General features: G+C 57.2%; 14 protein-coding genes. All 14 read left to right on the top strand.

Annotated elements, in window-relative coordinates; translation table 11 throughout:
* Positions 1 to 514, top strand: a 514-nt coding sequence (locus RT018_RS05955; RefSeq protein ID WP_312940133.1) for a class I SAM-dependent methyltransferase, incomplete at its 5' end; no start/stop codon positions are given.
* 17 nt (positions 515 to 531) lie between these two features.
* Complete coding sequence (locus RT018_RS05950; protein ID WP_312940131.1) at positions 532 to 1,380, top strand: energy-coupling factor transporter ATPase; 849 nt, start codon at positions 532 to 534, stop codon at positions 1,378 to 1,380.
* Positions 1,381 to 1,403: 23 nt separating this feature from the next.
* A complete protein-coding gene (locus tag RT018_RS05945; protein ID WP_312940130.1) occupies positions 1,404 to 2,270 on the top strand; it encodes an energy-coupling factor transporter ATPase in 867 nt (288 codons plus the stop codon).
* A complete protein-coding gene (locus RT018_RS05940) occupies positions 2,264 to 3,067 on the top strand; it encodes an energy-coupling factor transporter transmembrane component T (RefSeq protein ID WP_312940128.1) in 804 nt (267 codons plus the stop codon). Before RT018_RS05945 ends, RT018_RS05940 begins: the two co-directional genes overlap by 7 nt.
* A gap of 63 nt (positions 3,068 to 3,130) precedes the next feature.
* The gene (locus tag RT018_RS05935) at positions 3,131 to 4,027 is read left to right on the top strand and encodes a hypothetical protein (protein ID WP_312940126.1); all 897 of its coding nucleotides are present in this window, start codon (positions 3,131 to 3,133) and stop codon (positions 4,025 to 4,027) included.
* A 52-nt stretch (positions 4,028 to 4,079) separates the two neighbouring features.
* A complete protein-coding gene (truA, locus tag RT018_RS05930) occupies positions 4,080 to 4,835 on the top strand; it encodes a tRNA pseudouridine(38-40) synthase TruA (protein ID WP_312940125.1) in 756 nt (251 codons plus the stop codon).
* Positions 4,828 to 6,006, top strand: coding sequence for a DUF5711 family protein (locus tag RT018_RS05925; protein ID WP_312940124.1), 1,179 nt, complete (start codon positions 4,828 to 4,830; stop codon positions 6,004 to 6,006). The genes truA and RT018_RS05925 overlap by 8 nt, the downstream gene beginning before the upstream one ends.
* Before the next feature lie 67 nt (positions 6,007 to 6,073).
* A complete protein-coding gene (locus RT018_RS05920; RefSeq protein ID WP_312940123.1) occupies positions 6,074 to 6,841 on the top strand; it encodes a CvpA family protein in 768 nt (255 codons plus the stop codon).
* Positions 6,842 to 6,917: 76 nt separating this feature from the next.
* The gene (locus RT018_RS05915) at positions 6,918 to 9,236 is read left to right on the top strand and encodes an ATP-dependent Clp protease ATP-binding subunit (protein ID WP_312940121.1); all 2,319 of its coding nucleotides are present in this window, start codon (positions 6,918 to 6,920) and stop codon (positions 9,234 to 9,236) included.
* Positions 9,237 to 9,260: 24 nt separating this feature from the next.
* Positions 9,261 to 9,470, top strand: coding sequence for a hypothetical protein (locus RT018_RS05910; protein WP_312940119.1), 210 nt, complete (start codon positions 9,261 to 9,263; stop codon positions 9,468 to 9,470).
* Between the two features lie 36 nt (positions 9,471 to 9,506).
* Positions 9,507 to 10,328 carry an EFR1 family ferrodoxin gene (locus RT018_RS05905; protein ID WP_312940118.1) on the top strand — a complete coding sequence of 274 codons (822 nt, stop codon included), beginning with the start codon at positions 9,507 to 9,509 and terminating at the stop codon, positions 10,326 to 10,328.
* Positions 10,329 to 10,616: 288 nt separating this feature from the next.
* The gene (locus RT018_RS05900) at positions 10,617 to 11,687 is read left to right on the top strand and encodes a hypothetical protein (protein WP_312940117.1); all 1,071 of its coding nucleotides are present in this window, start codon (positions 10,617 to 10,619) and stop codon (positions 11,685 to 11,687) included.
* Positions 11,688 to 11,760: 73 nt separating this feature from the next.
* Complete coding sequence (gene tsaA, locus RT018_RS05895) at positions 11,761 to 12,450, top strand: tRNA (N6-threonylcarbamoyladenosine(37)-N6)-methyltransferase TrmO (RefSeq protein WP_312940116.1); 690 nt, start codon at positions 11,761 to 11,763, stop codon at positions 12,448 to 12,450.
* Between the two features lie 370 nt (positions 12,451 to 12,820).
* The coding region (thrS, locus tag RT018_RS05890) for a threonine--tRNA ligase (protein WP_312940114.1) at positions 12,821 to 13,891 on the top strand (1,071 nt) is incomplete at its 3' end.

The raw sequence follows: 13,891 nt of genomic DNA, 5'->3' as shown, positions 1-13,891 counted from the left end.
GGTTCTAAACCTGTTTGCCTATACCGGCGGGGCCACGGTGGCCTGCGCCAAGGCAGGGGCCGAGGTGTGCCATGTGGACGCGGCGAAGGGGATGGTGGCCTGGGCGAAGGAAAACGCCCGACTCTCCGGCCTTGCAGACGCGCCCATCCGCTGGATTGTGGACGACTGCGCCAAATTTGTGGAGCGGGAAATCCGGCGGGGAAAGACCTACGACGCCATTATTATGGACCCTCCCAGCTATGGACGGGGTCCCGGTGGCGAGGTTTGGAAGTTGGAAGAAAATCTATACGAATTTGTAAAGCTGTGCGTCGGGGCGCTGTCGGACAAGCCTTTGTTCGTGCTGATTAACTCCTATACCACGGGGCTTGCCCCGTCGGTGCTGGGGTATTTATTGGGCATTCTGGTGAAGGAGAAGTACGGCGGCAAGTGCGCATGGGATGAGCTGGGCCTTCCCGTGACCAGAACTGGACTGTATCTTCCCTGCGGCGCCACTGGGCGCTGGTGCAGCGAATAAGGATTGGAAGGAAAGACATGTCAACGATTCTTGAGACGGAGCGGCTTCAATACCTCTATCCCGCGGTGGAGGAGGGGGAGCAGGCGGTGCAAGCCCTGCGGGGCGTGGACCTGAACATTGAAAAGGGCTCTTTTGTGGTGATCCTGGGCCACAACGGCTCCGGAAAATCCACGCTGGCCAAGACGTTTAACGCCATTCTCCTGCCCTCTGCGGGCCGGGTGCTGGTGGAGGGGATGGACACCGCCGACGAACATCGGCTGCTGGATATTCGCCGCCGGGTGGGCATGGTATTTCAAAACCCGGACAACCAGATTGTGTCCAACGTGGTGGAGGAAGACGTGGCCTTTGCGCCAGAAAATCTCGGCGTTCCCACGGCGGAAATTCGCTGCCGGGTGGACGAGGCTTTGGGCGCAGTGGGCATGGCGGATTTCGCCCAGCACGCGCCCCATCTTCTCTCCGGCGGGCAGAAGCAGCGCATTGCCATCGCAGGAGTGATCGCCATGGAGCCGGACTGCATCGTTTTGGATGAGGCCACCGCCATGCTGGACCCCACGGGCCGGCGGGAGGTGATTGCAACCGCCCATCGGCTGAACCGAGAGAAAGGCATCACCGTGGTGCTCATCACGCACCACATGAACGAGGCGGAGAACGCGGACCGAGTGTTGGTGATGAACGAGGGGGAGCTTGTCATGGATGGCTCTCCCCGCGAGATTTTTGCGCAGGTGGCGGAGTTGAGAAATCTGGGACTGACCGCGCCGGACACAGTGGACCTTCTGGACCGGTTGCGTCAGGATGGACTTGACCTGCCGCTGGATGCGATCACCGTGGAAGAATGTGCGGACGCGGTGGCAGCGGCGCTGCGATAAACAGGACAGGAAGGAACGGAGCATTGGAACCGATATTAAAGGTCAGCAATCTGACCCACACCTACGGGATTGGCACACCCTTTCAGCGCAGCGCTGTGGAAAATATGAGTTTCGACGTGGCGGATGGCGAATTTTTGGGCGTCATTGGGCACACAGGCTCGGGGAAGTCCACGTTAATTCAGCATCTCAACGGGCTGCTGCGGCCCACTTCCGGGCAGATTTTGCTGGAAGGGAAGGACATCTGGGCCCAGCCGAAAAAAATCCGGGACGTGCGGTTTCGGGTGGGGCTTGTGTTTCAATATCCGGAGTATCAACTTTTTGAGGAGACGGTTTATAAGGATATTGCGTTCGGTCCCGCCAACATGGGCAAAACCGGAGATGCGCTGGACCGCTGCGTGCGGGAAGCCGCACGACTGGTGGGGATCCGGGACGACCAACTGGAAAAGTCCCCCTTTGAGCTTTCCGGGGGGCAGAAGCGCCGGGTGGCGCTGGCGGGGGTGCTGGCCATGGAGCCGAGAGTTTTGGTTTTGGACGAGCCTACGGCGGGACTGGATCCTGCGGGACGGGAAAACCTGCTGGCAAATATCCGGGACTATCACCGGAACAAAAACGGCACGGTCATTATGGTGAGCCACAGCATGGACGAGGTGGCACGCACGGCGGATCGCGTGCTGGTTTTAAAATCTGCCCGGGTGCTGATGGAGGGAACGCCGAAGGAGGTCTTTGGCCGCGCGGACGAGCTGCTCTCCGCCGGACTGGACGTGCCGCAGATCACTCGGGTGGCCATGGCACTGAAAGCCCGGGGCCTTGCGGTGGATCCTGCGGTTTACACGGTGGAGGACTTGGAGAAGCAGCTCTTGGCCCTGCGAAAGGGGGCGGAGGGATGCTGAAGGATATCACCTTGGGGCAGTATTTCCCGGGAAACACCGTGGCCCATCGGTTGGACCCCAGAACCAAACTTTTGCTGACGCTTTTTTATATCGTGGGTCTGTTTGCGGCGGACTCTGTGCTGACCTACGGAATCATGATTCTTGTATTTGTAGGCTGCGCCCGCGTTTCCCGGGTGGGCTTCCGAGCGCTGGTGCGAGGCCTAAAGCCGGTGCTGTTGATTATTTTGTTCACCGGAATCTTGAATCTGTTTTTTACCCCAGGCGACGATCTGCTCCGGTTTGGCGTGCTTCACGTCTCACGGCAGGGGCTTGCCATGGCGGTGCGAATGGTGCTGCGCATCATGCTGCTGATTATGGGGACGTTTCTTTTGACCTACACCACCAGTCCCATCCGTTTGACAGATGGGCTGGAACGGCTGATGGGTGGGCTAAAAAAAGTGAAGGTGCCGGTCCACGAGCTGGCGATGATGATGTCCATTGCCCTGCGCTTTATCCCCACGCTGATTGAGGAGACGGATAAAATCATGTCCGCCCAGAAGGCACGAGGCGCAGACTTTGAAAGCGGGAACCTGTTTCACAAGGCCAAGGCTTTGATTCCCATTCTGGTGCCGCTGTTTATCAGCGCCTTTCGTCGGGCGGACGAGTTGGCGGTGGCCATGGAGTGCCGCTGTTACCACGGCGGCGAGGGACGGACGAAGCTGAACCCCCTGAAATACGCTGCGCGGGACGTTTTGGCGCTGCTTTTCGGTGGGATGGTGACGGCGGGTGTAATTGTGCTGACACGGATTGGTTTTTAAGATCAACCACTGCCTTGCAGGCCTATCCCTGAAGAATCGGAACGAAGAAAGGAGAGGCCGCCGATGAGAGAAAAAAAGTTTATCCTCTTGCTTTTGGGGCTGACACTTGCGCTGTGTGCCGCGCTGGCGGGCCTCGTCCTTTTACAGGGCAGCCGCTTGCGGGCCTTGCGTGAAAACGCCCCGGCTGCCAGCTCTTCCCCACAGGAGAATGCGGCCATATCAACTATACCGGATAACTCCGCGCATCTGACAGCCGTCTTTGAACTGACTCCTGTCGAAACGGACGATACAAAGGGGACGGTGACGGCGGAGATCGCACTGCGGCTGTGGGAGGATCCAATGGATGCGGCAGTAAATCTGCTGATTGAAGCAGGAGAGAAGACAATTACCGTTCCGCTGGAGCGAAGCGCCGACCGGACCTATGCCGCTCCTGTGACACTGGCGCTCCCCGACAAGCAGAGCGGAGAAGACATGCCTGTGTCCCTGGCGGTGGTGGTGGAGAACGGCGGTGCTTTTTCTCGGGAGCGGCTTTGGGAGTATCCTAATTCGTTGTTTATGACCACGATACTGCGGGCGGATTTAAAAGAGGGTGGCATGACCTATGTGCGTAAATCTCTTCCCACGCCGGGTGTGGGCCTGATACGGATCAACCCGGAGTGCCGTCTCGCTGTGCTGGAAGGGAATGAGAGCGTGGCGATAAAGGACCCGGCTTTTTGGCTGTACAGCAACGGCAAGCGAAGTAAACGCCTGCCTGCCGTGGAGGATGAGACAGGGCAAAATCTTTACGGCCCGCAATTATGGGACAACGCGCTGGTATGCCGCAACGGGGACCGGGTGAACCTGTCCTTTTCCTGCACCGGGGAGGATGGGCGCTTCTACGAATTTCCGTTGGAAACCGCCCGCATTGCCCAAGAACAAGGGGAAGTGACTTCCCGGCTCATGCCTCCGGCTGTGTCGTGAGCGGGAACGTTCCCCGAAGTGAAGGGTGCTTAAAAGCTGAGGAGGAGAGGTTATGCGAAATATCGCGCTGAAGTTAATGTATAACGGTGCTGCCTACCACGGGTGGCAGGTGCAAAAAAACGCCGTCTCCGTCTGTGGGACGCTGGAAAAGGCGCTGGCGGAGGTTTGCGGCGGTCCGGTGCACCTCACCGGCTGCGGACGCACCGACGCGGGCGTTCACGCGGAGCGGTACGTGGCCAATTTCCGAACCGAAAGCCGCATTCCCACGGACCGGCTCCCCTTTGCCGTGAATACCCACACGCCGCAGGACATCGCCGTGCAGGAGGCGATGGAGGTGGACACGAATTTCAACGCCATTGGTTCTTGCATTAAAAAAGAATATACTTATCGCATTTACAATTCAACCTTTAAAAACCCGTTTTACGTAAATCGGGCATATTTTTACCCCAAACGGTTAGACGAGGAATTTTTAAGCCGCGCCGCCGGCATGTTTGTGGGAACGCACGACTTTGCGGCGGTGCGCAGCGTGGGGACGGAGACGAAGTCCACTGTCCGCACGATTTACTATTGCAACGTATCCCGAAGCGGGGACCTTTTGGAATTAAAGGTCTGCGCCAATGGGTTTTTGTATAATATGGTGCGTGCCATTACGGGAACGGTGCTCTACGCGGCGGAGGGTAAATTTACCCCCGAAGATATCCCGGGGATTCTCGAAAGTCGGGACCGCAGCGCGGCGGGGCCTACCGTCCCGCCGGGCGGATTGTACCTGACAAAACTTTGGTATGAGGATGAACGGCTCAATGGCTGATAAACGAAACGACATCTGGAATGACGACGACGAGGAGGACCGCCCGCCAAGGCGCCGCTTGCGGAGCATTCTGGCCTTTTTTCTGCTGCTTGTGACGGTACTGGGCGTGGTGTTGGCCGCGGCATGGAGAGACGGCACAGGGCTGGACGTTTTGAGGCGCTATGTTGCCTATGGCAAAAGCGAGGCAGACGGGTCCACGGGTTATACCTATGACGCGTCCCACAAAAACCGTTATGTAAAACTGGGGAATACTCTTGCGGTTTTGTCAGACACAGCCCTTTCTCTGGTGGACGGAAACGGAAAGACAGTCTGGTCCGCGTCGGTGAAAATGCAGGCCCCAGCGTTGAGCGCGCAGGGAGACCGGGCCGTGGCCTATGATGTGGGGGGCACGGAGCTGTACGTATTGGATAAGACCGGGCTGGTGTATCAGCTCACCGCAAGCGAGGCAGAGCCTTACATTGCCGCCGCGCTGAACCAGAGCGGCGAACTTGCGGTGACCGCCAAAAAGCAGAGCTATAAAGCTTCCGTCATCGTCTATGACGCCGGGGGGAATGAGCTGTTTGAGTTTAGATCGTCGGAGCGCTTTATCTCCGGGGCCTATGCCACCGACGACGGAAAGTATCTTGCGGCTGTGACGTTGGGGCAGTCCGGCGGAGCCTTTGCCTCGGGACTAGTGCTCTATGACCTGACGGCGCAAGACCCTGTCGCGTCCTGGGTGGTGGGAGAGGGTGTGTGCTACGATATGGGAACGGTGAACCGAAGTTTGGCGCTGGTCTGCGATGACGGAGTGTATTTCAGTGCCGACGCACAGAAGCTTTCCGCCTCGTATTCCTATGGTGGCGCTTATTTGCGGGAGTACGACCTCCATGGCGAGGGCTATGCGGTGCTGCTACTGAACCGCTATCAGTCCGGCAGCGTGGGTCGTCTTGTGACGGTGGGGTCAGACGGGCAGGAAATTGCCTCTTTGAGCGTCAGTGACGAAATTTTAAGCGTTTCCGCCGCCGGGCGGTATATTGCGGTGTTGTATAGCGATAAATTGGCGATTTACACGCCGCAGCTAGAGCAATATGCATCTCTTACCGGTACGGATTACGCCCGGGAGGCGCTGATGGGCGAAGACGGCTCCGCTTTGCTGCTAGCGCCGGAGCATGCGGTGCGCTTTTTGCCATGAAGGTGCAATTTTGGTCGATATTTCAGTGTGGTTCACAAATTATTTACGAGTGGAGAGGTAGGCAAAGTTGAAAACTGCTGTTATAATAGACTCTATTCTCGCGGCTTTGCTGCTGGGCTTTTTGATTTACGGCGCGTGGCGTGGCCTGTTTCGCTCTGTGGTAGGGCTGGTGATTGTGGTTCTCTCTTTGACGGGGGCCACCTTTGCGGCGCGGGAGCTGACACCCATGGCCGTGGATCTGCTTCGGCCTGTGATTGAGTCCGCCATTTCAAAAAAAGTGGATGACGCCATGAGCGGCGGCGCATCCTCTCAGGCAAAAGACATCACTCCCGTTCAGCCGAAGCTTCCCACGGAAAGCATCGGCAGCGGGCCGTCTGCCTCTGGAAGCGTCGGGGAAGAAAGCTCCTTGCTTCGCATACAGGCGGGAGAGCTGTTGAGGCTGATGGGCTGGGACGACACGCTGAAAAAGTCCCTGGCGGATAAAGCGGCGGAAAAAGTTCGGGAAACCGGTGTCTCTCTGGCGATGGCGGTGGCAGACAGTGTGACGGAGTCCTTCGTATACATGCTCATTTTCGCTCTGTCCTTTGCGGCGCTTCTGTTGCTGCTCCATCTGGTGGCAAAGGCATTGGACGTGGCGACGAAACTTCCGGGCATCCATTTTCTCAATGGGCTGGGTGGCGCGCTCATCGGTCTGCTTCAGGGGGCACTGCTGATTTTCCTGATTGTCTGGCTGCTGCGCAGCACCCGCGTCTCTTTTGACGCGGAGACGGTGAACCAAACCCATCTATTGCGCTTTTTTGTCTCCAACGGTCCGCTGGACCTGCTTTTCTATTAAGATTTCCCGGTTTTCCCCCACCCCGGCGCGGCCGGCACGGCGTCCCGGACGCTCACTGTAATTCTGGAGGTATACAATGCAACCGAAACTTTGCTCAAGATGCAAAAAAAATGTGGCCGTGGTGTTTATTTCCCGCTTGGACGGTGACACCACGGTGAACGAGGGCCTGTGCCTGCGCTGTGCCAAGGACTTGGGGCTGCCGCAGGTGGATGATATGATGAAGCGAATGGGGATTTCCGACGATGATCTGGAAACCCTCAACAACGAGATGCTTCAGGCCTTTGACGGCGTGGAAAATGTGGAGGATTTGCCCAAGGGCGAAGCGGCCGAGCCTGAGGAAGAGGAGGGTAAAACCGCCACCTTCCCGTTTTTAAACCGACTGTTTAACAATGGCGAATCCTCCCGGAATGAAGAGCAGCCTTCCGGCGGCTCTGCCCGGGCGGACCGGGACCGGGAGCACAAGGGCGATAAAAAACGGAAATTTCTGGAGAGCTATTGTCTGAATCTGACAGAGCGTGCCAAATCCGGCAAGCTGGACCCAGTTATTGGGCGGGGGCAGGAGATTGAGCGGGTGATCCAAATTCTTAACCGCCGCCAAAAGAACAATCCCTGCCTGATCGGCGAACCGGGCGTTGGCAAAACTGCCATTGCCGAAGGACTCTCCCAGCGCATTGCGGAGGGAAAAGTGCCCTTCAAGCTGCGGGAGAAGGAGGTTTATCTTCTGGATTTGACCGCTCTGGTGGCGGGAACTCAGTTCCGTGGCCAGTTCGAGTCCCGGATGAAAGGCCTGATCGACGAGGTGAAGCGGCTGGGGAATATTATCCTCATGATTGACGAGGTCCACACTATCGTGGGCGCAGGAGATGCCGAGGGCAGCATGAACGCCGCCAATATTTTGAAACCTGCCCTGTCCCGGGGTGAGATTCAGGTCATCGGTGCCACCACCTTCACCGAGTACCGTAAGTCCATTGAAAAGGACACCGCGCTGGAACGGCGCTTTCAACCTGTGACCGTGAGCGAGCCGTCTTTGGAGGACTCCATTCAGATTTTGAAGGGTCTGGCTCCCAAGTACGAGGCGTTCCACGGCGTAAAGCTCTCCGATGGAATCCTGCGTCAGGCGGTGCTGCTCTCCGAGCGGTACATTACCGATCGGTTTTTGCCGGACAAGGCCATCGACCTCATCGACGAGGCTTGCTCCGACCTCAATCTGAAAGATCCGGACATTTCCCGCCGCATGGAAATTCAGCGGGAACTGGACGACTATAAAAAAGAAACTGCCATGCTGGAGGAGCTGGCCGCCGAAGAGGGGGCCGAGCCGGATTATGCCCGGATGGCCCTTCTGAAGAGCAAGCAGGCCAAGCTTGGAACGGAGCTGAACGTTCTTTTGGACAAGGGGGACCCGCAGCTGGCCATGGAAAATTTGGCCCACGTAATCGAGCTGTGGACGAAAATTCCCGCCTCCCGCATTCGGGAGCAGGAGTTCCAGCGCCTGAGCCAGCTTTCCAGCCGCCTGAAAACCCATATCGTGGGGCAGGACGAGGCTGTGGAGGCCGTGACCGCCGCCGTGCGGCGGAACCGAGTGGGCATCAGCCCCAAGCGCAAGCCCGTCAGCTTCATTTTCGTCGGTCCCACCGGCGTGGGCAAAACGGAGCTGGTGAAGCAGTTGGCTACGGACCTCTTTAACACACCGGATTCTCTGATTCGGCTGGATATGTCCGAATTTATGGAAAAGCACTCCGTCTCCCGTATTGTTGGGTCTCCCCCTGGCTATGTGGGCTATGACGAGGCGGGCCAGCTCACGGAGAAAATCCGCCGAAAGCCCTATGCCGTGGTTCTCTTCGACGAAATTGAGAAGGCCCATCCGGATGTGCTGAACATCCTGCTTCAGATTTTGGACGACGGAGAAATCACCGATGCCCACGGGCGGAAGGTCAACTTTGAAAACACCGTCATTGTCATGACCTCCAACGCTGGCAGCGCCACCAAGGAGGGCACGGTTGGCTTTAACCGCACTGCCGGGCAGCAGGACAGAGCCAAGGCTATGAAGGGACTGGAGCAGTTCCTTCGCCCCGAGTTTATCAACCGGGTGGACGAGGTGATCTGCTTTAACCGCCTCAGTGAGGAAAATTTCCAGTCCATCGCCCACATCATGTTGGAGGAGCTAACCGCGTCTTTGAAGGAAAAGGGCGTGACGCTGTCGTATAGCGACGAATTACTGGCATATCTCACCCGCAAATCCTATTCCATCACCTACGGTGCACGAAATCTGCGCCGCACCATTCAGAAGGAGTTGGAGGACCCCATGGCGGCGAAGATGATTGACAGCTACGAGCATCCCGTGTCTCAAATTCGAGCCGCTGTTGAGGGTGAAGAGATTAAAATTGAGACTCTTTAAAGGCTGTGAAGTGAGGTGACTTTCGTGCTGTTTCGTAAAGACATCGATCCGCGGTGTGCTTATTGCCTGCGGGGCGCACAGATAAATGAGCGGGATGTGGCCTGCGTGAAACGGGGAATCGTGCCTGTGGAGGGGAGCTGCCGCAGCTTTCGATATGACCCTCTGAAAAGGGTTCCGCCCCGGCCCGCAACGTTGGATACGGTGGGGCTGCAGGAAAAGGATTTTTCGCTTTAAGAGCGGCTTTAAAATAGAACAAGGGGGAAAACGGATATGGCAATCCAAAGAGTACGGGTGGTTTATTTCAGCGCAACAGGTTCCACCGAAAAGGTGGCAATGGCGGTGGCCAAGGGTGCGGCGTACAAGCTTGGAAAACCGGTGACGGTTACGAATATTTCCTTGCCTGACGCGCGTGAAGAGGAAATTTCCTTTACCCCGAGTGACTTGGTAATCGTGGCCACGCCCACTTATGCGGGACGCGTTCCCAACAAAATGCTGCCTTATTTTCAGAACAAGTTGACGGGCAACGGTGCGCTGGCCATTCCGGTGGTACTGTTCGGAAACCGGAGCTTTGACAACGCGCTGGCCGAACTGAGTGCAGAGCTGGAGGCCCATGGCTTCCATACTGTGTCCGCCGCCGCCTTTGTGGGCCAGCATGCGTTTGCCACCGCGCTGGCGCATGGCCGACCCAATGCGCAGGATCTCGATCAAGCGGAGAGCTTTGGAAAGAAGACGGCAGAAAAGATTTTGTCGCTGACGGAGACACCCGCCCCTGTGCAGGTGCCCGGCGACCCCGCTGCGCCGTATTACACACCGCTGGGAACCGATGGACAGCCGGCGAAGTTCTTGAAGGCAAAACCTATGACGGATATGAAGAAGTGCTCTCAGTGCGGCGTGTGCGCCGCCGTCTGCCCCATGGGAGCCATCGACCCGAAAAATGTGGCTGACGTTCCGGGGACATGCATTAAGTGCCAAGCCTGCGTGGCGAAGTGTCCGCTGGATGCGAAATATTTCGATGACCCGGCGTTTTTGTCCCATAAGGCTATGCTGGAGGAGAATTATACCCGTCCTGCACAAAGCGCTCTGTTCTTATAAGAAAAGTGATCGGACACGCGGCGATTGGATCGCCGCGTGTCCGTTTTTCTGGACGCTAACAGCGGCAGGAAAGAAGGCCCTGCGTGGGCAATGGGAACTTGCTTTTTGGACAGTTGGTTCCGCCGAGTTTTGGCTCGATTTTTCCGCGTTTGACGCATGCGGCGAAGCTGCAGGTTTTTTAGCTCTTTTTGAATGAATTCACTTTCGCTCAAGAAGCGAATTGATTTTGTGTCGGGTCAGGCTGTTTCCGCATAATCTGTGGATGAGAACGGATTTGGAGGAGACAATATGGCTACTGTAACCAATTTTTTTCTCGGCGCCAATGGCGGTGCCGGATTTCAAAACCTATTTGACCGCTTAGCCGGAGAGGATACATATGACTTCATGATTTTAAAAGGGGGCCCCGGCGTTGGGAAATCTACATTTTTAAGAATTCTGGGAGAGGCCATGGAAGGGGCCGGAGAACGGGTGGAGTATCTGCTGTGCAGTGGTGACCCGGATTCGCTGGACGGAATTTATTTGCCAGACATGGGCTGCGCAGCGGTGGACGGCACGCCGCCTCATACCATGGAGCCTCGCTATGCGGCAGCGGTGGACCGGATTGTGGATTTGGGCCGATTCTACGATCTGACGGCGGCAAAAGCCGCACGGAAAGAAATCATGGCCCTGATCCAAAAGAATAAGGAGACCGTAAACGGGGCTTACCGCTGCCTGAAAGCGGCGCGGGAGGTGGAGCTGGAAACAGTGACGGATGCGGGGCGCTGTTTTGACCTCCAGCGGGCAAACCGGAGGTTGGACGGGATTATTGCCCGGGAGCTGCGAAAAAAGGGAAACCAGTCCGGCAAGACGGAGTGGCGCTTTTTGGGCGGAGTTACTTCCCGGGGAATAGTATGGCGGTTTGACAGTGTGGAAACGCTGTGTCCCAAGGTCTATGAACTGGCAGACCGCTGGGAACTGGCGGGTCCGCTTTTGGAGCGGCTGCTTAAGATTGCGTCCGAGCGGGGCTGGGACACAATTGCCTGCCCGTCTCCGGAGGAGCCGAAACGGCTGGAGCATTTGCTGATTCCTGGTCTGGGACTTGGCTTTGTCACCTCCCGGCCCGGAATGGAATACGAGGGAACGCCCTTCCGGCGCATCCGGCTGGACGCACTGACCCGGACGGAGGAGCGGGGGAGAGAGCGGCTGTTGCGAAGAATGTCCGCCTCTTTACGGGAAGAAGCCGTCTCCGCTTTGCGGGACGCCAAGGTCACGCACGACGCCTTGGAGGCAATTTACAACCCCTATGTGGACTTCGACGGCGTAAGAGCATTGGCAGCCATCGAAACGGGGCGGCTTTTAAGCTGGCGAAGCGGTCGGTAAGCATTGCAAAAGCGGGGTAGGTCCGCTATACTTATTACAGTAAGAAACTTACAAAGGAAAGGGAAGTGGTTTTTTGGAAGACGGCTTTTCCGTAAAATTTATCGCCCGTATCCACAGCGATTTTCAAACGAAGTTCGGCGTTCCCCGCCAGAGCGGACTGGTGGAGGAATTGGAAAGCCGGGTGGTGTTTCTCCCCGAATACCGCAACCCCGATGCGCTGCGGGGACTGGAGGGCTTTTCCCATCTGTGGCTCATTTGGCAGTTTTCGGAATCCATGCGGCAGAGCTGGTCACCCACGGTGCGTCCGCCCCGGCTGGGGGGAAATGCCCGCATGGGCGTGTTTGCAACCCGGTCTCCTTTCCGGCCCAATCCAATTGGACTTAGCTGCGTGAAGTTGCTGGGCATTGAGGAGCACCAAGCGGACGGCTGCGTTCTCCGGGTGGGAGGAGCCGATTTGATGGATGGAACGCCGATTCTGGACGTCAAGCCCTATGTCCCCTATGTGGACGCCCACCCAGAGGCCACAGGCGGCTTTGCCCCCGCGGCCCCGGAGCGCAAACTGACGGTAGAGTGCCCGCCGGGGGCGCTGGAGTTGCTCCCTGAAGAGAGCCGGGCGGCGCTGCTGGGTGTTTTGGCGGAGGACCCCCGACCTGCATACCAGGACGATCCGGGGCGGGTGTACGGCTTCGGCTTTGCTGGGGCGGAGGTGAAATTCTCCGTGAACGGGAATCGGCTGACCGTGCTGTCTATCATAAAAAATTAACACACGGCCGCTTGACAGACGCAATTTCAAGTGCTATATTAGCAATAATCATACCAAAAGGCTTAGAAAAGGACATCGTTCGGGAAAGACACCAGAGAGGGGCTGCGCTTGCTGCAAGCGGCCCTTGCCGGAACCGAAGCGACACCGCCTTGGAGCCGCCCGTCGAAAGGGGAAACCCCAGTAGAACGGGACGGGACCTCCCGTTACAGAGGACACGAGCGGCGCCTTTTTGAGGTGCAAGCAGGGTGGAACCGTGGAATACGAATTCGTATCTCACCCCTGATTTTTCAGGGGTGAGATTTTTTGTCGTTAAAAATCTCCGGCGGCGCGTCCGCGCTCCGCCCCGGCCCCAATATGAGGAGGAATTGAAATGTCTGAAGCAAATGAGAAGCAGTTTACTTTTGAAGACCCGGCTTACCGCAAAACCTATTGGCACACCTGCTCCCACGTGATGGCGCAGGCGGTGAAGCGCCTGTATCCCGAGGTGAAGCTGGCCATCGGCCCCTCCATCGACGAGGGCTTTTATTACGATCTAGATTCTCCCGTCCCCTTCACTCCTGAGATGATGGAGCAGATTGAGGCCGAAATGCGGAAAATCTGCAAGGAAAAGCTGAAGCTGGAGCGCTCCGAGATGCCCCGGGCTGACGCCATCAAGTTTATGGAGGAAAAGGGCGAGCCCTACAAAGTGGAGCTCATCAACGACCTGCCGGAGGACGCGGTGATTTCCTTCTACAAGCAGGGCGAGTTCATCGACCTATGCGCAGGCCCCCATCTGGACTCCACCGGCCGCATCAAGGGCAACGCCATCAAGCTGACCGCCTGCAACGCCGCCTATTGGCGCGGCGACTCCAACCGCCAGACGCTTCAGCGCATCTATGGTATTGCCTTTCCCAAGAAGGAGGAACTGGACGCATATCTTCAGCGCATCGAGGAGGCAAAGAAGCGGGACCACCGGAAGCTGGGCAAAGAGCTTGGTCTATTTATGCTGACGGACGAAGGTCCCGGATTCCCCTTCTTCCTGCCCAAGGGCATGGTGCTGAAAAACACCCTGATCGATTACTGGCGTCAGGTCCACAAGCGTTATGGCTATGTGGAAATCTCCACTCCCATTATTCTGAATCGGAAGCTGTGGGAGCGCTCAGGCCACTGGGATCACTATAAGCAGAATATGTATACCACCGTCATCGACGACGAGGATTACGCCATCAAACCCATGAATTGCCCCGGCGGTATGTTGGTTTACGCCAGTGAGCCCCACAGCTACCGTGACCTGCCTCTGCGGGTGGGTGAGCTGGGCCTGGTTCACCGCCACGAGCTCTCCGGTGCTCTCCACGGGCTGTTCCGGGTTCGCTGTTTTACGCAGGATGATGCCCACATTTTCATGACTTGGGATCAGATGAAAGATGAGATCAAAAACGTGGTAAAGCTGTTCGACGAAGTG

Origin of the sequence: Oscillibacter sp., assembly GCF_032060045.1 — a bacterium.
Taxonomy (GTDB): Bacteria; Bacillota; Clostridia; order Oscillospirales; family Oscillospiraceae; genus Oscillibacter.
Note: the sequence above shows the minus strand (reverse complement) of the source record. Positions and strands in the feature narration are given on the sequence as shown.

Coding starts and splice junctions, on each gene's coding strand:
- RT018_RS05950 (WP_312940131.1), top strand. CDS start 532: ATGTCAACGATTCTTGAGACGGAGCGGCTTCAATACCTCTATCCCGCG.
- RT018_RS05940 (WP_312940128.1), top strand. CDS start 2,264: ATGCTGAAGGATATCACCTTGGGGCAGTATTTCCCGGGAAACACCGTG.
- RT018_RS05935 (WP_312940126.1), top strand. CDS start 3,131: ATGAGAGAAAAAAAGTTTATCCTCTTGCTTTTGGGGCTGACACTTGCG.
- truA (WP_312940125.1), top strand. CDS start 4,080: ATGCGAAATATCGCGCTGAAGTTAATGTATAACGGTGCTGCCTACCAC.
- RT018_RS05925 (WP_312940124.1), top strand. CDS start 4,828: ATGGCTGATAAACGAAACGACATCTGGAATGACGACGACGAGGAGGAC.
- RT018_RS05915 (WP_312940121.1), top strand. CDS start 6,918: ATGCAACCGAAACTTTGCTCAAGATGCAAAAAAAATGTGGCCGTGGTG.
- RT018_RS05905 (WP_312940118.1), top strand. CDS start 9,507: ATGGCAATCCAAAGAGTACGGGTGGTTTATTTCAGCGCAACAGGTTCC.
- RT018_RS05900 (WP_312940117.1), top strand. CDS start 10,617: ATGGCTACTGTAACCAATTTTTTTCTCGGCGCCAATGGCGGTGCCGGA.